General features: G+C 67.5%; 17 protein-coding genes and 2 tRNA genes. 9 read left to right on the top strand and 10 right to left on the bottom strand.

Annotated features, from left to right (window positions below; genetic code table 11):
- Positions 1-287 precede the first annotated feature (287 nt).
- Positions 288-1,640 (bottom strand): globin-coupled sensor protein, encoded by a 1,353-nt coding sequence (locus TMO_RS10080; protein WP_187297770.1) that lies wholly within the window; start codon positions 1,638-1,640, stop codon positions 288-290.
- 296 nt (positions 1,641-1,936) lie between these two features.
- Here TMO_RS10080 and TMO_RS31650 point away from each other — a divergent pair, with 296 nt between their 5' ends.
- On the top strand, positions 1,937-2,089 hold the full coding sequence (locus TMO_RS31650) for a hypothetical protein (RefSeq protein ID WP_014745516.1): 153 nt from the start codon (positions 1,937-1,939) through the stop codon (positions 2,087-2,089).
- A gap of 76 nt (positions 2,090-2,165) precedes the next feature.
- Here TMO_RS31650 and TMO_RS10075 read toward each other — a convergent pair whose 3' ends face one another.
- The 4 genes from TMO_RS10075 to parE all read right to left on the bottom strand — a co-directional run bounded on the left by TMO_RS10075 (position 2,166) and on the right by parE (position 6,093).
- Positions 2,166-2,813, bottom strand: a complete 648-nt coding sequence (locus tag TMO_RS10075; protein WP_014745515.1) for a hypothetical protein — start codon at positions 2,811-2,813, stop codon at positions 2,166-2,168.
- 23 nt (positions 2,814-2,836) lie between these two features.
- Positions 2,837-3,367: a hypothetical protein gene (locus tag TMO_RS10070; RefSeq protein WP_014745514.1), complete on the bottom strand. Its 531-nt coding sequence runs from the start codon at positions 3,365-3,367 to the stop codon at positions 2,837-2,839.
- A 47-nt stretch (positions 3,368-3,414) separates the two neighbouring features.
- A complete protein-coding gene (locus TMO_RS10065) occupies positions 3,415-4,002 on the bottom strand; it encodes a hypothetical protein (RefSeq protein ID WP_041604904.1) in 588 nt (195 codons plus the stop codon).
- A gap of 111 nt (positions 4,003-4,113) precedes the next feature.
- Positions 4,114-6,093 (bottom strand): DNA topoisomerase IV subunit B, encoded by a 1,980-nt coding sequence (parE, locus tag TMO_RS10060; RefSeq protein WP_014745512.1) that lies wholly within the window; start codon positions 6,091-6,093, stop codon positions 4,114-4,116.
- 166 nt (positions 6,094-6,259) lie between these two features.
- On the opposite strand from parE, the gene TMO_RS10055 reads away from it, so the two are divergent.
- Positions 6,260-6,676, top strand: a complete 417-nt coding sequence (locus TMO_RS10055; RefSeq protein ID WP_051045359.1) for an acyl-CoA thioesterase — start codon at positions 6,260-6,262, stop codon at positions 6,674-6,676.
- Here TMO_RS10055 and TMO_RS10050 read toward each other — a convergent pair.
- On the bottom strand, positions 6,624-7,586 hold the full coding sequence (locus tag TMO_RS10050) for a LysR substrate-binding domain-containing protein (RefSeq protein WP_014745511.1): 963 nt from the start codon (positions 7,584-7,586) through the stop codon (positions 6,624-6,626). The genes TMO_RS10055 and TMO_RS10050 overlap by 53 nt on opposite strands.
- 137 nt (positions 7,587-7,723) lie before the next feature.
- Between TMO_RS10050 and TMO_RS10045 the strand changes: the two genes are divergently transcribed.
- Complete coding sequence (locus tag TMO_RS10045; protein ID WP_014745510.1) at positions 7,724-8,656, top strand: DMT family transporter; 933 nt, start codon at positions 7,724-7,726, stop codon at positions 8,654-8,656.
- Positions 8,657-8,831: 175 nt separating this feature from the next.
- On the opposite strand, the gene glnA is transcribed toward TMO_RS10045, so the two are convergent.
- Together glnA and TMO_RS10035 are read right to left on the bottom strand one after the other, a co-directional pair.
- The gene (gene glnA / locus TMO_RS10040; RefSeq protein ID WP_014745509.1) at positions 8,832-10,241 is read right to left on the bottom strand and encodes a type I glutamate--ammonia ligase; all 1,410 of its coding nucleotides are present in this window, start codon (positions 10,239-10,241) and stop codon (positions 8,832-8,834) included.
- Between the two features lie 255 nt (positions 10,242-10,496).
- The gene (locus tag TMO_RS10035) at positions 10,497-10,835 is read right to left on the bottom strand and encodes a P-II family nitrogen regulator (RefSeq protein WP_014745508.1); all 339 of its coding nucleotides are present in this window, start codon (positions 10,833-10,835) and stop codon (positions 10,497-10,499) included.
- Positions 10,836-11,268: 433 nt separating this feature from the next.
- Here TMO_RS10035 and TMO_RS10030 point away from each other — a divergent pair, with 433 nt between their 5' ends.
- Together TMO_RS10030 and TMO_RS10025 are read left to right on the top strand one after the other, a co-directional pair.
- Positions 11,269-12,456: an aminotransferase gene (locus TMO_RS10030; RefSeq protein WP_014745507.1), complete on the top strand. Its 1,188-nt coding sequence runs from the start codon at positions 11,269-11,271 to the stop codon at positions 12,454-12,456.
- A 78-nt stretch (positions 12,457-12,534) separates the two neighbouring features.
- Positions 12,535-12,611, top strand: a tRNA-His gene (locus TMO_RS10025).
- Positions 12,612-12,743: 132 nt separating this feature from the next.
- Here TMO_RS10025 and TMO_RS10020 read toward each other — a convergent pair.
- Both TMO_RS10020 and TMO_RS10015 read right to left on the bottom strand, forming a co-directional pair.
- Positions 12,744-13,346 (bottom strand): endonuclease/exonuclease/phosphatase family protein, encoded by a 603-nt coding sequence (locus tag TMO_RS10020; protein WP_014745506.1) that lies wholly within the window; start codon positions 13,344-13,346, stop codon positions 12,744-12,746.
- Positions 13,347-13,357: 11 nt separating this feature from the next.
- Positions 13,358-13,726 (bottom strand): hypothetical protein, encoded by a 369-nt coding sequence (locus tag TMO_RS10015; protein WP_014745505.1) that lies wholly within the window; start codon positions 13,724-13,726, stop codon positions 13,358-13,360.
- 174 nt (positions 13,727-13,900) lie between these two features.
- Between TMO_RS10015 and TMO_RS10010 the strand changes: the two genes are divergently transcribed.
- The 4 genes from TMO_RS10010 to TMO_RS30365 all read left to right on the top strand — a co-directional run bounded on the left by TMO_RS10010 (position 13,901) and on the right by TMO_RS30365 (position 18,335).
- Positions 13,901-15,466 carry a bifunctional ADP-dependent NAD(P)H-hydrate dehydratase/NAD(P)H-hydrate epimerase gene (locus TMO_RS10010; RefSeq protein WP_014745504.1) on the top strand — a complete coding sequence of 522 codons (1,566 nt, stop codon included), beginning with the start codon at positions 13,901-13,903 and terminating at the stop codon, positions 15,464-15,466.
- Positions 15,467-15,570: 104 nt separating this feature from the next.
- A complete protein-coding gene (locus TMO_RS10005) occupies positions 15,571-17,079 on the top strand; it encodes a malonyl-CoA decarboxylase (RefSeq protein ID WP_014745503.1) in 1,509 nt (502 codons plus the stop codon).
- 81 nt (positions 17,080-17,160) lie between these two features.
- A tRNA-Leu gene (locus TMO_RS10000) sits at positions 17,161-17,245 on the top strand.
- Positions 17,246-17,291: 46 nt separating this feature from the next.
- The gene (locus tag TMO_RS30365) at positions 17,292-18,335 is read left to right on the top strand and encodes an acyltransferase family protein (protein WP_014745502.1); all 1,044 of its coding nucleotides are present in this window, start codon (positions 17,292-17,294) and stop codon (positions 18,333-18,335) included.
- Positions 18,336-18,374: the final 39 nt, after the last annotated feature.

The raw sequence follows: 18,374 nt of genomic DNA, 5'->3' as shown, positions 1-18,374 counted from the left end.
TCAGACCGGGCGCCACCAGCAGATCGCCGAGATCGATCGCATCACCGCCGATCTGCCGCGAGGTGTCGACGATGCGCCCCTCGGCGAGGGTCAGCCTGCCCGGCGCGATTTCGCCATCGGCCAACAGCATGCGCCGGCCGCACAGGGTGAGCGGAGAGGTGGGGGAGAAAAAGGGGGCCGCCGTCATGATACCGTTCCGCGTGCAGGATCGGGGGAGGGGACGCGGACGATAGGACGGCGGCGGGGGGAGAGGGGATGAAACTCTCGTGACAGTCTGTGTTTCGTCGTCAGCCGACGCTGGAGATGAAGCGGTCGACTTCGGTACGCAGGTGGTGCGATTCCTGGTCGAGTTCCGAGGCCGCATCCACCACCCGGCGGGCGGCGACGCCCGTCTCGCGTGCGGCATTGCCGACACCGGTGATGATGTCCGACACCTTGTGGGTGGCGGTCGCGGCATCGGCGGTCGAGCTTGCCACTTCGCGGGTGGCGGCGGTCTGTTCCTCGGTGGCGGCAGCGATGGTGGTGGTTGTGCCGTCGAGTGCTGCGATCGCCGAGGCGACGGCATCCGACGTGCTGGCCACGCGGGAGATGATCGACCGGACCTGATCGATCTGGCCGCCGATCTCTTCCGTCGCCTTCTGCGTCTGGCCGGCCAGGGTCTTGACCTCGTTCGCCACCACGGCAAAGCCGCGGCCGGCCTCTCCGGCACGGGCGGCCTCGATGGTCGCGTTGAGGGCCAGGAGATTGGTCTGCTCGGCGATCGTGCGGATCAGGGTGACGATCTTGCCGATGCTTTCGGCCGCGCCGACCAGTTCGTTGATCGCGGTCCGCCCGGCATCGACATGGCCGACGGCATCCGACGACAGCTGCTTCATCCGCTCCAGCTGATGGGCAATCTCGCTGGCGGCCCGGCTCATTTCCTCGGTGGCCGCGGCGGCGGAGCCGACCGCACGGCTGGCATCGGCGGCCGCCATGTCGACCGTTTCGGCGCTGGTGCTGGTGGCCTCGGCATTGCTTGCCATCCGGCTGGCGCTGTCACGCATCGCACCGGCGGCGTCGCCGACGCTTTCAACGATCGTGCCCACGGTGGAGCGGAAGGCATCGACCAGATGGCGCAGGGCCTCGGCCTTTTCGGCGCGCCCGCGCTCCAGATAGACCGAGATCGCAAAATCCATGTCGAGCATGGCGGCGCGGATCAGAACGGTACCGTAGCGCGAGAGCTTTTCCGAGCGGCGTCCGAACAGGCCGCTTTCCATCTCGCGGGTCAGGCGCTCCATGATGCCCGAGAGGATGAAGGCATAGCCGCCGATATACCAGCGGGGCTCGAGGCCCAGACGAGCGTGGGTCTGGCCGATCCGACGGACGCTGTCGACATAGGTTTTGTCGAACCGGCCGTCGGCGATCACCAGCCAGTGGTTGAGCTGCGCCGTGCGGGCGCGGTCCTGGCCAGTCGAGCCGCCAAACATCCGGCCCAGTTCCGGATAGTTTCGGAGATGCTCATAGAAGGCGGCAAGTACTTCCGGAAGATGCTTCTCCAGGAAGGGCTTCAGGGACCTGAGATCGGCACGCGCCGCGTCATCCAGACGCAGAAACGCGAGCCGATCCGACGTTTCATCCGTCTGCGACAGAGCGGCCGTCATGTCCATTCTACTTCCCCGACGTCTCGTGCATGGCACTTGTTATAGCCGATGTCCCAATTTATCCCGTCAGAGGTTATCGAAGCGTAAAGCCGGTACACGATTTCTAGGGTAAATTTTTGTTAATCTAAATCAGAGGTGTATCTGATTTTCTCAAGATTATTCCTATTATGATCGGACAACATGATTGAAAATTTGATGGCGACTTGAAATGCAACATCAGGTCATCTGGCAGGCAGTGACCCGGACCATCGGCTGACCCGTATGTCGGGCGTCGATACCCATTGAGGATCTTCGCCATGGCGCATCATGTCTCCAGGCTGTCGCGTGAATGTGACGTCATCACCGACGCCCTGCGCTCATTGGCCCACCGCATGAAAGCCAGCCGTGAGCATCCGTCGGTCGCCGCCCGGAACTTTCAGGAGACGGCAAACCGCAACCGGTTGCTGTAACCATCCGGCGCAAGTGTTGAAAGCGACAAGGGGGAGATCGCCTTTCCCCCTTGTTTTGTGCCGTCTTTCAGGCCGTTCAGCCGGCCATCCACCAGGGACCGATCGGCGCCCGGGCGTCGTTGCAGAAGCCGAGGCAGTCATTGTCCATGTTCGGATTGCGCGGTGGGGTGACTTCCAGCAGCAGGGCACGGAACAGCGGCGCATAGCCCGCCCCATCGGCCGTCGGGATCGAAAGGTTGCCCTGGGTGGCGCTGACCGTGGTGTCGCCATAGCAGATGGCGAGGCCCAGCTGCTGCGGCCCGGTGGGGGCCGTATCCGGGGCAGGGGCCATTGCCGGATCGGCCATCTGCAGCGCCTTCGCCGTGCAGGCTTCAGGCCGCGGCGTGACGTTGCCGCCGGTCTGGACGACCAGATAATAGCCGGCGGGCACGCTGTCCGGGGCGGGATCGGCCAGAGTGAACCCGGCGGAGGGGCGCGGATAACCACGGGTCAGTGCATCGACGACCACAGCACCGCTCGCGTCCGCATCCATTCCCGCCAACGGACGCGGCACCACCACCGGCATGGGTTGCGCCCGGAAGGCACGGTCCACGGCATCGCGGTCGTAGAAGCTGCCGACGAAAGGCGGCTCGATCCGCGTCAGAGCCATGCCGGCACAGGCGCTGAGCGCCGGGGCAGCCAGCAGGGCGACAAGAGACAGTGCGCGCAGGCGTGAGGCGGACATGGGAGGGATACCCTTGAACGACGTCAGTTGCCGCCGCGGCGCGTGCCGGAATCGCCGGGCTGCTTCAGAAGGATGACGGCCTGACCCAGCGCCTGATCAAGGGCAGCCGGATCGTTGGCACGGACCGTTGCAGCGCCGAGAGGGTCGCCCGTATCGGCGCAGAGGGCAAGCTGCAGACGCTCGGTACCGGCCGGCCGGCCCACGGCTACCGGGTCGCAGGCATTGAGGACGATCGGCTGCGTATCGGCCCGCAGCAGGATATGCGGCCCGTCCGGCGGCGTGGTCGCGACCGGCAGGGGATGACCGACCGCGCGCCCGACGGCATCGGCCAGCGGCCGGGCCTGATCAGGGGTTCCGGCAGCGACCACCACCGGCGGGCTGCCCGACAGGAACATGGTGACGTCCTGGCTGGTTGCCCAGCCGACGCGGCGGGCGTTTTCGACCGTCGTACCGGCGCCGGCACAGCCGGCGAGCGCCGCGATGAGGGCGATCGTTCCCGCGACCAGGGGAAGGCGGCGTGCACTTACGGGGCGTGCGGTCCCGATCCGATCCATCTTGATCCAGGCTCCCATGACCGGCAGGGAAGCCGGCCGCGGCCCGGTCAGCTGCCTCTGCGTTGGATGTTCTCGCGCGGGTCGCGCAGGAGAACCAGGCTCTGGGCGGCGATGTCTTCAAGCGGGGAGGTTGCCTGAAGGTCGAATGGGCCGCGCGCCGTCACCGTTGCCACCATGGATCGAGAATTGCACAGGCTGATCCGCCAGCTGATGACGGGTGTCACCGCGTCATCGGCATCGCCATCATTTTCTCCGCCCGGATCATGATCGCCGCCCCTGAGATCGGCGGTACAGACTTCGTCGGTATTGGCGACGGGCGGATCGAACCGCACGAGGATATGCGGCCTGGTGCCGGCATCCGCCAGGATTTCGAGCGAGTTGCGGCTGCGGGACACCGCTTTCGCGATCCCGTCGATGACCGCGGCTTCGGTCGCAATGCGAGAAAGGCCGGGCAGGTCGCCGCGCACCACCACCATCAGCGGCTCATAGGCGAGCATCATCCGGATGTCGGTGTCGGACACCCAGCTTGCATGGCGTACGCTTTCAACCACCACCACGTTCTCGGCATCACAGCCCGCGACTGCGAGAAGTGATACGACGGCGACCAGCCCGCGCATCGGGCGAAAGCGGCGCATCGGGCCAAGGCGGCGCATCGGGGTGGGATGAGGCAGGCGTTGGGGGGCCATGCAGGATGCTCTTGGTTTGACGCGGACGTCGTGTGAAACGCCAGCATCGCCCCTTGATGATCAGACGTCGAGCGCTTCCGTGACGAAGCGGGCGTTTTCCTGAATGAACTGGAAACGTTTCTCGGGTCGCTTGCCCATCAGGGTCTCGACGCGTTCCGCGACCAGCATCCGGCTGCCCTGGTCGATGCCGACCCGAAGCAGGGTGCGGGTCTCGGGCGCCATGGTGGTCTCTTTCAACTGCCGTGCCGGCATTTCGCCGAGGCCCTTGAAGCGGCTGATCTCGGTCTTGGCCCCCTTGAAGCGGGTTGCGAGCAGATGCTTCAGGTCGGCGTCGTCGCGGGCATAGGCGGTATCACCACCGCGTGCCACGCGGTAGAGCGGCGGCACCGCCAGATAGAGCCGGCCGGAATCGATCAGCCCGGGCATCTGGCGGAAGAAGAAGGTCATCAGCAGCGAGGCGATATGCGCGCCGTCGACATCGGCATCGGTCATGATGACGATGCGCTCGTAACGCAGGTCCGCCAGCTTGAAGTCCCGGCCGGTGCCGCTGCCCAGCGCCAGGATGATGTCGTTGATTTCCTGGTTGCCCTTGAGCTTGTCGAGCGAGGCCGAGGCGACGTTCAGAATTTTCCCGCGCAGGGCCAGAACTGCCTGGGTATCGCGGTTACGGGCCTGTTTGGCCGAGCCGCCGGCCGAGTCGCCCTCGACCAGGAAAAGCTCGGTACCGTCGGCCTCGTCGCGGGTGCAGTCGGCAAGCTTGCCCGGCAGGCGCAGCCGACGGGTGGCGGTCTTGCGGCCGACGGTCTTTTCTTCCTTGCGGCGCAGGCGCTCCTCGGCCCGGTCGAGTACGAAGGCGAGCAGGTCGCTGGCGGCGGCCGGATTGGCGGTCAGCCAGTGTTCGAACCGGTCGCGGATCGCATTCTCCACCAGGCGCGAGGCCTGGGGCGAGGTCAGGCGGTCCTTGGTCTGGCCCTGGAACTGCGGATCGGGAATGAAGACCGAGAGCAGGACCACTGCGCCACCCAGGATATCGTCGGCGGTGATCTGCTGGGCGCGCTTGGCGGCGCGGGCCTGTTTCTGCGACAGCTCGGCAAAGCTACGCAGCGCCTTGGTGAGCGCCGAGCGAAGACCGAGTTCGTGTGTGCCGCCGAGCGGGGTCGGCACGGTGTTGCAATACCAGGAGGTGAAGCCCTGGCCTTCGAGCGGCCAGGTGATGGCCCAGTCGATCTTCGCCTGACCCTCACTCTCCACCAGGCCGGTGAAGGCCTCGGGCGTGACGGTCGGGCCGTCGACGAGCGTCGCCATGAAATCGGCAAGACCGCCCGGAAAGTGCAGGGTTTCTTCGGCCGGCACCTCGCCATCGGCGGCAAGGAGCGCCGGATCGCAGGCCCAGCGGATTTCGACACCGCGATGCAGATAGGCTTTGGAACGCACCAGCCGGTAAAGCGTGGCGGGCTTGAAGCGCAGATCGCCGAAGATCTCGGCATCCGGATGGAACCAGACCGTGGTGCCGCGACGATTGGGTGCGGCCCCTTTCAGGACCAGCGGCCCCTGCGGACGCCCGCGGGAATAGTCCTGCGCCCAGAGCTTCCGGTCGCGCGCGACCTCGATCACCATCCGGTCGGACAGCGCGTTGACCACCGAAATCCCGACGCCGTGCAGACCGCCCGAAGTCGCATAGACCTTGCCGTTGAACTTGCCGCCGGCGTGCAGGGTGGTCATCACCACCTCGAGCGCGGACTTGTCCTTGTATTTCGGATGCGGGTCCACCGGGATGCCGCGACCGTTGTCGCGGATCATCAGCGTGTTGTCGGCGGTGAGCCCGACCTCGATCCGGGTGGCGTGGCCGGCGACGGCCTCGTCCATCGAATTGTCGAGGATTTCGGCCGCGAGATGGTGCAGTGCACGATCGTCGGTGCCGCCGATATACATGCCGGGACGGCGGCGCACCGGCTCCAGACCCTCGAGAACCTCGATGTCCGCCGCCGAATACCCAGTGCCGCCGGTTCCGGCTGCGTCGCTTTCGAAGAGATCTGACATGGCGCGGATTATAGGAATCGCGCGGATCACCGGCAAGGGCTACAGTCGATGTTACGTCGCGGGTCGGGCGATGTCACGTCGCGGGCCGGCGGAAGCCCGGAGGATCGGCCCTGTTGCGCTGCAGCCTGTCCGGCCCTGCACCCATCGATGAGGGGAGCCCTGCGCCATGACCCGCAGCCACGAGCCCGGTACCATGCCGCGCCGCCCGGAAGGCGCGGCGGAGCTGCGCACCGTCGCCATGCCGGCCGACGCCAACCCGGCCGGCGACATCTTCGGCGGCTGGGTGATGGCGCAGATGGACATCGCCGGGGGCATCGCAGCGGGCCAACGCGCCCGCGGCCGGGTCGTCACCGCCGCCGTGGACGCCATGAGCTTTCTGAAGCCGGTGCGGGTCGGCGACCTGGTCAGCGTCTATTGCCGGATCGTCGGCACGGGGCGCAGCTCGATCCGCCTGCATCTGGAAACCTGGGTGACCCGCCGCCGCACCGGGCTTGATGATCCGATCGAGGAGCTGGTGACCGAAGCGGTCTTCACCTTCGTGGCGGTCGATGCCGAGGGGCGGCCGCGGCCTCTGCCGGATTGAGCGCTGCCGCCACCGCCGCGAGATCCCGGTCCCGTCGCAGCTCCAGGGCCGAAATGAAGGCCGCGGCCAGGGCGTCGGCGCTGCCGGTCGTGACCTGCAGCCGGGTGGTGACGAAGGGCAGGTCTGCCGCAAGGCGCAGCATGACCAGACCCTGCCCGATGAAATCCAGCGCGGTGATCGGGTTGACCACGCCGACGCCGACTCCTTCGACGACCATGGCGCAGAGCGCTGAACTGGTCGGCGTTTCGACCAGCCGTGCCGGTGTCACGCCCTCACCGGCCAGAAGACGATCGAGGCGCTGGCGGTAAGGGTCGCTCGCCCCCAGCATCACCAGGGGCTGCCCGGCCAGATCTGCGGGGACGACGACCTGACGGTCGGCGAGGGGATGGCCCGCCGGAACCACGGCGATCTCGGGGCAGTCGGTGAACGGGCGGGTGTCGAGCCCGGTGACGTCGATATCATAGGCGGCGATGCCGATATCGACCTCGCGGCTGCGGGTGGCGCGGACCACATCGGACGACATCAGCGGCGTGACCGACAGGCTGGCTTTGGGATGGTCGGCCAGGAAGTCGGCGATGGTCCGGGCGATGAAGCCCTGGGCGAAGGCGGGCAGGCAGCCGACGCGAAGATGGCCGGTATGGCGCCGTCGCAGCTGGCTCGCGACCTGGGCGATGCGGTCGATCCCGGCATAGCTCTGCCGGACCGTCTCCATCAGCTCGCGAGCATCCGCCGTGGGTTCCAGCCGGCCGCGGACGCGGCGGAAGAGCTGAAGACCGGTCGCATCTTCCAGCTGGCGGATCGACCGGGTGACCGCCGGCTGCGAGGTGGCGAGCACATTCGCGGCTGAGGTGACGGTGCCCAGCGTCATCACCGCCTGAAAGGCATCGAGCTGGCGCATGCCGAGTTTCATGAGGCCCTCCGCTCTTCCGTCATCCATATCAGAAACGAATGAAGTGCCGTCAAAACGGCATTGGACCGATATGGTACCCCTGGCCGATGCTCCGTGGCGAGCCGCCTGTTGCGGCGGATGTGGAATGGAGCGGCATCATGTCGATCGATGGTGACGACGGCGCAACCCTCAGGCGGACCGCACCTGCGGCGCCCGTGATCGGCGTCGAGGCGCAGGGCATTCTCTGGGCCGTGACGGCGGTGGGACTCTTCGCCCTGATCTTCATGTCGGGCAAGATTGCCGGCGGGCTGATCCCGGCGTTGCAGATCATGTGGCTGCGCTATCTGGGCGGGCTGGCGACGGTTGTGGTGGCCGTCACCGCCGGTGGCCGCTGGCGGTCGATGGCGACACGCCAGCCGGGCCTGCATGCCATTCGCGCCGGGTGCGGCGGGTTGGGCGGCATGGCGGCCATTCATGCCGCAACCGCAATGCCGGTTGCCAATGCCGCCGCGATCGGTCTGCTGGAAGGGCTGTTCACGGTGGTGCTGGGGGTGACGCTGCTGGGAGAGCGGGTGCGGCCGGCACGCTGGGCAGCGGCGGCGCTGTGTCTGGGCGGCGCCGCGATCGTGGTCTTTGCCGGCGGAGAGGGGGTGCGCTTCACGCCGGCCATGTCGGCGCCGGCCCTGGTGGCGCTCGGCGGTGCCGCGCTGATCGCGATCGAGGCCATCATGATCAAGACGCTGGCGCGCTCGGAAACCCGGCTGGTGGTGCTGTTCTACGTGAACCTGTTCGGTAGCCTGCTGCTGGCCCTGCCGGCGCTGCTGGTCTGGCAGCCGATGTCGGGCTGGATGCTGACCGCCTTTTTATGCCTGGGTCCGGCGGCGATCCTGGGCCAGACCTGCAACATCCAGGCCTATCGCCTGGCGGATGCCGCGACGCTCGGCCCGGTGCGCTATGTCTGGATCGTGTTCAGCGCAGCCCTGGGCTGGCTGCTGTTTGCCGAAGTGCCCGGGCCCGCGGCGCTGGCGGGTGGGGCGGTCATCCTGGCCGGTGGCATCTGGCTTGCCAGGACGGGCGGCGCGCCCCGCTGAAGGCGTGGCAGATACACCCGACATCCATGGCCGCACTTAAAAACGCCGGGGCCGCCGTCCCCACCCGAAGGCGGAAACGACGGCCCCGTCGGTCGACCGTCACCGGTGGTTCACGAAACGAAGGCCCCCGCTCCTCGATCCGCGACCCAGCCCGGCGCGATCAAACGCTTGGAGATCACACGCTATAGTAGTTCCGGAACTCGACCGGATGCGGGGTGTGTTCCCACTCGTAGACTTCCTCCATCTTCAGATCGATATAGGCATCGATCTGGGCGTCGGTGAAGACCTCGCCCTTCTTGAGGAACTCGCGGTCGGCGTCGAGAGACGCCAGGGCCTCACGCAGCGAGCCGCAGACGGTCGGGACGTCCTTCAGCTCCTCCGGCGGGAGGTCGTAGAGGTTCTTGTCCATCGCGTCGCCGGGATGGATCTTGTTCTCGATACCGTCGAGGCCGGCCATCAGCATCGCCGAGAACGAGAGGTAGGGGTTCGCGGTCGGATCCGGGAAGCGGACCTCGATGCGCTTGCCCTTCGGGCTCGCGACATAGGGGATGCGGATCGAAGCCGAACGGTTGCGCGCCGAATAGGCGAGCAGCACCGGCGCCTCGAAGCCCGGGATCAGGCGCTTGTAGCTGTTGGTCGACGGGTTCGTGAAGGCGTTCAGCGCCTTCGCGTGCTTGATAATGCCGCCGATGTAGTAGAGGCACATCTCCGACAGGTCGGCATAGCCCGAGCCGGCGAAGAGGGGCTTGCCATCCTTCCAGATCGACTGGTGGGTGTGCATGCCCGAACCGTTGTCACCCGAGACCGGCTTCGGCATGAAGGTGGCCGACTTGCCGAAGGCATGGGCGACGTTGTGGACGACGTACTTATACTTCTGCACGCCGTCGGCGGTGGCGGTCAGGGTGCCGAAGCCGGTGCCCAGCTCGTTCTGCGCCGGAGCCACTTCGTGGTGGTGCAGGACCGGGGTCATGCCGACCGCCTTCAGCTGCTCCAGCATCTCGCCGCGGATGTCCGACATGCTGTCGACCGGCGCGACGGGGAAGTAGCCGCCCTTGACCTTCGGACGATGGCCGGTGTTGCCCTCGTCATAGGCGCGGCCGCTGTTCGAGGGCAGCTCCAGTTCGTCGACCGAATAGGAGGCGCCGAACATGCCGACATTAAAGCGGACGTCGTCGAACAGGAAGAATTCCAGCTCGGGACCGAAGAAGGCGGTGTCGCCGACGCCGGTGTACTTGAGGTACGCCTCGGCGCGCAGCGCGGTCGAACGCGGATCGCGCTCATAACCCTGGCCGGTCGACGGCTCGAGCACGTCGCAGACCACGACCAGGGTCGGCTGGGCGGCGAACGGATCAACGAAGGTGCTGCTGCAGTCGGGCATCAGGATCATGTCCGACTCGTTGATCGCCTTCCAGCCGGCGATCGACGAACCGTCGAACATCACGCCGTCAGTGAAGGTGCCCTCGTCCACCGCCTCGGCGAAGTAGGTGGTGTGCTGCCACTTGCCGCGCGGGTCGGTGAAGCGGAAATCGACGAACTTGATTTCGTTGTCTTTGATCTGCTGAAGGACAGTCTTCGCGTCCGACATTTTCTATCCTGCCTGTTGATTGGCCTGCCTGTTGACGGGCCTGCCTGGACTGCGGCATGCGGACCACCGTGTCCCCGGATGATCCGTCATACCGACCGGTCGGCCCGCCGTCAGGCGTCTGCGGGGGCGGGGCCGAGCTTTTTCAGTCTCGTGAGTGCACCACCGGCGGCGGTGCGGATCAATGGCGATCTCGTCGCAGGGCAGCCATGGCCGCGCCGCTCAGTCCGGCACAGGCCCGGTACCCCGCAGAACCGGTCAGAGGGCGTCGTTGCCGCGCTCACCGGTGCGGATGCGGATGGCATCTTCCACCGGCGTCACGAAGATCTTGCCATCGCCGATCCGGCCGGTATGAGCGGCCTGCTGGATGGCTTCGATCGCGCGCTCGACCTGGGCGTCGCCGACCACGATCTCGATCTTCACCTTGGGCAGGAAGTCGACGACGTATTCGGCACCACGATACAGCTCGGTGTGACCCTTCTGGCGCCCGAAACCCTTGGCTTCGGTCACGGTCATGCCCTGAAGGCCGATCTCGTGCAGCGCCTCCTTCACCTCGTCGAGCTTGAAGGGCTTGATGATGGCTTCGATCTTCTTCATCTCGGCGGCTACTCTCGTCAGTCGCGCGCATGAACCGGAAGATCCGGGCCCCTGTATCCGGTCGCCGATCCTGGCGGCCAGGACCTGCGGGACCTGGGGCGGGGGTGCCGGTCATGCGCTGGACGCGCCCGAGCCGTACACCGGCAGGTGGCGCGCACCACCCACGCCGACCAACGTTTGCACGTGCCGTGCCAAACCCCGCAAGTCACTGGTACATCACGGACCAGCCCGGCCGGAGGCGCAGGCGTCGCGCGGAGGTCCATGGGCTTTGGCTAAAACACGGGCAGATGCTGCCCAAAACACAGGCAGTCGGGCCAGCATCTGTGCGGCCGCCTTGTCGGATGGCTCGGCTTCTGCGATCCTCGGGCCTCATCTCTATTCAACCCAACCCGAGATTGAGAAATCCGGGTCGGCGCATCAGCAGGAACGGGCCGTGCAGTTCGCCAATCAGATCCTCTCCGGCTATGGCACCACCATCTTCACCGTGATGAGCGCGCTTGCGCAAGAGCACGGGGCCGTCAATCTCGGCCAGGGCTTCCCCGACTGGGAAGGGCCCGAGGAGGTGCGGCGCGTCGCCGCCGACGCCCTTATGGCCGGCGGCAACCAGTATCCGCCGATGGCGGGGATTCCTGAGCTGCGCCGGGCGGTGGCCGAGCATGACCACCGCTTCTACGGCATCGAGGTGGACCCGATGCGCGAGGTGATCGTGACATCGGGGGCGACCGAGGCCCTGGCGGCGGCCCTGCTGGGCCTGCTCAACCCCGGCGACGAGGTCGTGCTGATCGAGCCGCTCTACGACAGCTATCTCCCGATCGTGCAGCTGGCGGGCGCGGTGCCGAAGCTGGTGCGGGTGGAGCCGCCGCACTGGCAACTGCCGCGCGAGGCGCTGACGGCCGCCTTCGGGCCCAAGACCCGCATGCTGCTGATGAATTCGCCGATGAACCCGACCGGCAAGGTGTTCAGCGACGACGACCTCACCTTCCTGGCCGATCTGGTCAAGGCGCACAACGCGGTCGTGGTCTGTGACGAGGTGCACGAGCATCTGGTTTTCGACGGTCGGGCCCACCGGCCGATGATGACCCTGCCGGGCATGCGCGAGCGTAGCGTCCGGGTCGGCTCTGCCGGCAAGACCTTTTCGCTCACCGGCTGGAAGGTCGGCTATCTGGTCGCCGACGCACCGATCGCCGCCGCCCTCGGCCGGGCGCATCAGTTCCTGACTTTCACCACCGCCCCCAATCTCCAGCGGGCGGTCGCCCATGGCCTGACCATGGACCGCAGCTATTTCGACGGTCTGGCGGCCGATCTCGCCGCCAAGCGCGATCTGCTCTCGGCCGGGCTGCGCCGGGTGGGGTTCGATGTGCTGGCGGCGGAAGGCACCTATTTCATCGGCGCCGATATCCGGCCGCTGGTCGGCGACATGGATGACGTGGAGTTCAGCCGCCGTCTGACGGTGGAGGCCGGGGTGACCTGTCTGCCGTTCAGTGCCTTCTATCAGGCGGGCGACATCCGCAACTTCGTCCGATTCTGCTTCTGCAAGCGGGAAAGCGTTCTCGAAGAAGCGGTTGCCCGGCTGGAGCGCTTCTTTGCCGCCGGTGGCTTCCAGCAGGCCCGCAGCGCCTGAGCTAAAAACTCAGGGCGCCGCTTCACAAACCGCTTGACCCGCCACGGGCTGGCGTATTAGAGAAGCGGCACTCCGGTGGCGGGTGTAGCTCAGTTGGTTAGAGCGCCAGATTGTGGCTCTGGAGGCCGTGGGTTCAAATCCCATCACTCGCCCCACTCCCCCTCTTGCCGTTCAGAACGGCGTGGGGGTCGAGGCCCGGACAAAGACTTGAGAAAGGCGCGGATCCCTTGGGGCCCGCGCCTTTCGTCTTTTCGGGGCAGGCGGCCGGCCACCGAACGACGCACGGCTCAGACGGGCAGGTCGATCAGCAGGGCGTCATGGTCGGAGAGGCCGTCATGCGGCAGGATGCGGACCGACGGCTGCGGCAGGGTGTCGGCAACCAGCACCCGGTCGAGACGAAGCCTGAGCGGACCCAGGCGGAAGCTGCCACCGATGGGGGTGGCATCGTGCCACCCGGGCAGGCGCAGGGCTTCGGGCCAGTTGAGGTCGCCTGCGATCAGGGCAGGGCGGTGGCCCGCCACCACACCCAGCTCCCGCCGACGGGCGAGGGGGCCATGGGACAGCTGCAGATTGGCGGCGACCGGCCCATCGGGCACAAGGCGGAAAAGCTGCGCCACGCGCGGCCAGGGCCAGCCACCGATACTCAACGGCTGAACCGGCCCCACCGGACCATGCCGCCGCCAGAGGAGATGGCCTTCAGCGCTCTGGCGGAGCGGGAAGGCGGCGGTGAAGGCCGACGTTCCGCCCAGCAGCCGGCCGAGCGCCGGACCGTCCCCAGGCCGGGTTTCCTGCGCCATCAGCAGCTCCACCCCCAGATCCCGCAGTCGTTCGGCGATGCCTCTGAGGCGGCAGCCGTCGGGGCGCTTCAGATTCCAGCAGAGGATGCGCATGACGGCGGCGATCAGCCGGCAGGCGGTGCGCTGCGTTTCTCGGCCAGAGCGACGAAACCGCGGGCGAGATCGGCCAGGGCGTGTTCCGACCGCTCGCGATGCTCGTTCAGGGCCGCTTCCAGCCGGGCGAGCCGCTCTTCGATCTCGGCGATGCGGCCGTCATCCACCGGTGCTGCCGCTGCGGCGGCCGGCGCCGGGGCGGCGGGATCCCCCCAACTGGTGCTCTCTGCGGCATGAACGGCCTGGGCTTCGGCGAAGGCACGGATCGCCTCGGCGAGCCAGATGCCGAGCGTCTGCCCGGACGCCTGGGCGGCGCGTTTGGCGATGTCGCGGGCGTCTCGGTCGACGCCTTTCACGCTCCAGGGCGGTGTGGTCGCCATCGTCTCCAGGGCCTCCGGGGGTGATTGGGGTCCATGTCGGGCAGTGTGACATTCCGAACTTTAGGTGTGGGGCAGGATTCTTGTCAAAGCCGGCCCGCACGTCGAAGATGCGGGGCGTGCCGTACGGGCCTTGTCCGTGCGGCTGTCGCCGATCGCCGGAAGGACCCCCGAGCCATGAGCCACGAGCTGTTGACCTGTGCCGAGATGGGCCGCGCCGACCAGGCCACTATCGTCGGTGGCACCGCCGGCATCACGCTGATGGAAACGGCCGGGGCAGCCGTGGCGCAGGAGGTGATGGCTGGCCTTGGACCGCAACCGAGGCGTGTTCTCGTGCTGGCCGGTCCCGGCAATAACGGCGGCGATGGCTGGGTGGCCGCCCGGCATCTCGCCACGGCCGGTTGGCCGGTGGAGGTGGCGTCGACGGTGGCACGCGGGGCGCTTCGGGGCGATGCCCGTCTGGCCGCTGATCAGTGGATGGGCAGCGTGCTGCCGATTTCTGAGGCAGCTGCCCGTTTTGCGGCCGCGCCCGACGAGACGGCGCCACCGGTGGTGATCGATGCGCTGTTCGGGGCCGGGTTGTCGCGGCCGATCGAGGGGGAGGTGGCCGATCTTCTGGCCTCGCTCGCCGCCTCGCCGGCGGCGGTGGTCGCGGTCGATGTGCCGAGCGGCGTGTCGGGGGATGACGGCGCGGTGATGGGCATGGCGGCGCCCGCCATGTTGACCGTGTCGTTCTTCCGGCCCAAGCCCGGCCATTGGCTGATGCCGGGCCGCGCCCTGCGTGGCCGGCTGGTGATCGCCGATATCGGCATCCAGGACGGCGTGCTGCGCGAGATTGCGCCGGTGACCATGCTCAACCGGCCGTCGCTCTGGCGCCACGCCCTGGGCGCGCCCGTCGCCTCGGACCATAAATACCGGCGCGGCCATCTGGTGGTGGCCGGCGGCCCGCCCGAGACGGCGGGGGCAGCGCGGCTTGCGGCCCGGGCGGGGCTGCGGGCCGGGGCCGGGCTGGTGACGATCGCCTGCCTGTCGGATGCGCTCTCCATCTACGCCGGCGCCGACCCTGCGGTGATGACCCGGGTGGCGCCGACCCCTGAAGCCTTCGAGCAGCTGCTCCGCGATCGCAAGGTGGCGGCGGCCGTGCTGGGGCCGGGGCAGGGGGTGGATGCGCTGACTCGCGACTGGGTGCGCAGGGCACTGGCCCGGCTGCCGGCCGCGGTACTGGATGCCGATGCGCTGACGGCCTTTGCGGCGACGCCCGACCTGCTGTTCGACCAGATCCGCGAAGTGACCGGCGACGGGGCGCGGGTGGTGCTGACGCCGCATGACGGTGAGTTTGCCCGGATCTTTCCCGACCTGTCCGATGCCAGCCGGCTGGATCGTGCCCGGATCGCCGCCGACCGTACCGGGGCGGTGGTGGTGCTGAAGGGGGCCGACAGCGTGATCGCGGCACCTGGCGGTGCGGCGGGCCGCATCGCGATCAACGGCAACGCGCCGGCGCGCCTTGCCACCGCCGGGGCGGGGGATGTGCTGGCCGGCATCACGGGTGGTCTGCTGGCCCAGGGGCTGCCGGCCTTCGAGGCCGCGGCCGCGGCAGTCTGGCTGCATGGCGCCGCGGCCCGCCGCCTGCCGCGCGGGCTGATCGCAGAGGACCTGCCCGATGCCCTGCCTGCGGTGCTGGATGCGGTGGCGCCGGGCACCGACCCGACCCTCGATCCGCTGGGCTTCGGGCTCGACGGCTGAGATGCCACGAAAGCTTCACCACTCGCGGGCATGTCAAGACTTGAACGCGGAGGTCCGCATCCCCTGATCCTCTGGAGGGCCGCAAGAGCCGAAGGAGGACCGCCGTGACCGACACCGTGACGCCAGTGCAGACAACCCTGCAGACCACACTTCCCGTTCCCGCCCAAGCTGCCGTCACGCCGCCCCCTGCGACCGATGCCGGTGCCGAGGGTCCGGGCTTTTTCGACCGGACCCTGGACCGGCTGAACCGGCTGTGGCGCGAGGTGTCGCAGCAGGCGCGGGCGCGCATCGGCGCGCCGATCCGCGCCGACCTGCCGGCTGAGGATCTGGACCGGATCCGGGCGCTGATCCGTCAGTCGCTTGATGCCGTGGGCGGCGAGGTGTCGGCGCGGGCGCGCACGGCCGAACTGGGGCAGGTCTATCTGGGGCTTGCCCCGAAAGGCAAGACTGCCTTCCTGGGCCTGCTCGCCAACGAATTCGACGTGCCGCCGGGAGAGCTGGACGCGGCCATGCTGGCGGTGCGTGAAGCGGGGGTAGACCAGACAGCGCGGGTGGCCGCGCTGGAACGGCTGCGGGCGACGCTGGTCAGCCCGCGGGCGCGGTTGCTGCGCCAGTTCAGCAGCCTGCCGCAGGGCGTGAAGTTCCTGGTCGACCTGCGCGCCGACCTGCTGCCGCTGGCCCGCACCGACCCGGCCGCGCGGGGCATGGAGCACGAACTGCGCGAGGTACTGTCGGGCCTGTTCGACATCGGCCTCCTGGACCTGACCCGGATCACCTGGGATGCGCCTGCCGCCCTGCTCGAAAAGCTGATCGAATACGAGGCGGTGCACGAGATCCGTTCGTGGTCGGATCTGCGCAACAGGCTGGAAAGCGACCGGCGCTGCTATGCCTTCTTCCATCCGAAGATGCCGCGCGAGCCGCTGATCTTCGTGGAAGTGGCCCTGGTCAAGGGTTTGGCCGGCGATGTTCACACCCTATTGGACGAGGCGGCGCCGACAGCCGACCCGGAAGCCGCCGACACGGCAATCTTTTATTCGATTTCGAATGCCCAGAAGGGCCTGGCGGGTTTCAGCTTCGGCAATTTCCTGATCAAGCGGGTGGTCGAGGACCTGTCCCATGATCTGCCCAACCTCAAGACTTTCGCGACCCTGTCGCCGATCCCCGGCTTCAGGGCCTGGCTGGACGAGTGCCTGGCGGCCGGCGGCGAGGGGCTCATCTCCGAGGCGGAACGGTCGAGGCTGAAGGCCGCCCTGCCCAGAGAAGCGGAGGGTCATCCGTTGGCGGTCGCGCTGGAGCACGACTGGCCGGCCGAGCCTCAGCTTGCCGAGGCTTTGAAGGCACCGCTGATGCGACTGGCGGCTCGCTATCTCACCCAGGAGAAGACCCGCGGCCGGGCACGGGACGGCGTGGCGCATTTCCACCTGTCCAATGGCGCGCGGGTGGAGCGGATCAACTGGCGGGCCGATCTCAGCACCAAGGGGGTCCGTCAGTCGGCCGGCATGATGGTCAACTATCTCTATAAGCGTGGCGAGATCGAGGACAACCACGAGGCCTATACCGGCGGCACGCATGACGTCCGGGCCGGCTCTGCCGTGCGGGGGCTGCTGCGCTGACTGAGAGACGGTTCCACACCGGCCGGACGTCTTGACCACTGGCAACTCTGCGGGCCGGCGTGCTATATCCACCGCCGGTTCGCGGGCGTGGCGGAATTGGCAGACGCGCGAGATTTAGGTTCTCGTGCCGGAAGGTGTGTGGGTTCGAGTCCCACCGCCCGCACCATCCTTTCCCTGATTTCAGTCTTCGGGCGCGCCGCGGGCATCCGGATATGACCAGCCTGCCGACCATCTTTCATGTCCAGTATCTGCGCATCGCGGCAGCCATGATGGTCATGCTGCTCCATGCCAGTCACAGCTATGCCGTACACCTGCAGGGCAGGGGCCTGCCCGTCTTTCTGGACGGGCAGAAGGGCGTTGACCTGTTCTTCGTGATCAGCGGCTTCATCATGACCTGCATGACGGCGCGGGACGGCGTACGGCCGGGTGACTTCTTCCTGCGGCGGCTGACCCGGGTCGCCCCGCCTTACTGGATCGTGACCGCGGCGGTGCTGGCGCTCGCGATGCTGGTACCGTCGATCTTCCACACGATGGGCCTGGACGCCGCTCATGTGGCGGCATCCTTCGCTTTCCTGCCCTGGACGCATCCGGAGACGGGCACGGCCCTGCCGCTGTTCCAGCTCGGCTGGTCGCTGAACCTCGAACTTGAATTCTATCTGCTGTTGGCTCTGGTGCTGGCCGTGTTGCCCGCCCGCCGCGTCGGGGCGATGGTCACCATTGTGGCCGGTCTGGTGGCGACGGGGCTCATCTGTCGTCCCGATGTCGCGGCATTTCGGGTCTGGACCTCGCCGATCCTGTTCGACTTCGTGCTGGGAATGGTGGTCGCGGTCGCCTTCCTTGGCCGGATGCGGCTGTCGCGTCCGGCGGGTCTGACCCTGCTGGCGGTGGGATCGGCTGCTCTTTTCATGACACCTGCGCCGCAGACGACCTATGACCTCTGGCGGTGGCTGAGCGCCGGGGTTCCCGCAGCGGTCATCCTGCTGGCGGCGGTGATGCTGGAGAAGGGCGGGCATGTCCGGCCGATCGTATGGCTTCGCGTTCTGGGTGATGCCTCCTATGCCCTTTATCTGTGCCATTATTTTGCGATCGGCGTATTGCGGGTCATCTGGCCGCAGGCCGCACCCGGCGGAACGGCTGGCGGCGCCCTGTTTTTGACGGCCGCGGCTGTGCTCTCACTCGTCGGATCTGTCTTTTTTCATCTACTGATCGAAAAGCCAGTCGTCGATACCGCTCGCCGGATGGTGGTGCATAAATAGCCAGTGTCTGACGTCAAGGCATCAAGATGTGCCGCATTG

It is taken from the genome of Tistrella mobilis KA081020-065, from assembly GCF_000264455.2.
Taxonomy (GTDB): domain Bacteria; phylum Pseudomonadota; class Alphaproteobacteria; order Tistrellales; family Tistrellaceae; genus Tistrella; species Tistrella mobilis.
Note: the sequence above shows the minus strand (reverse complement) of the source record. Positions and strands in the feature narration are given on the sequence as shown.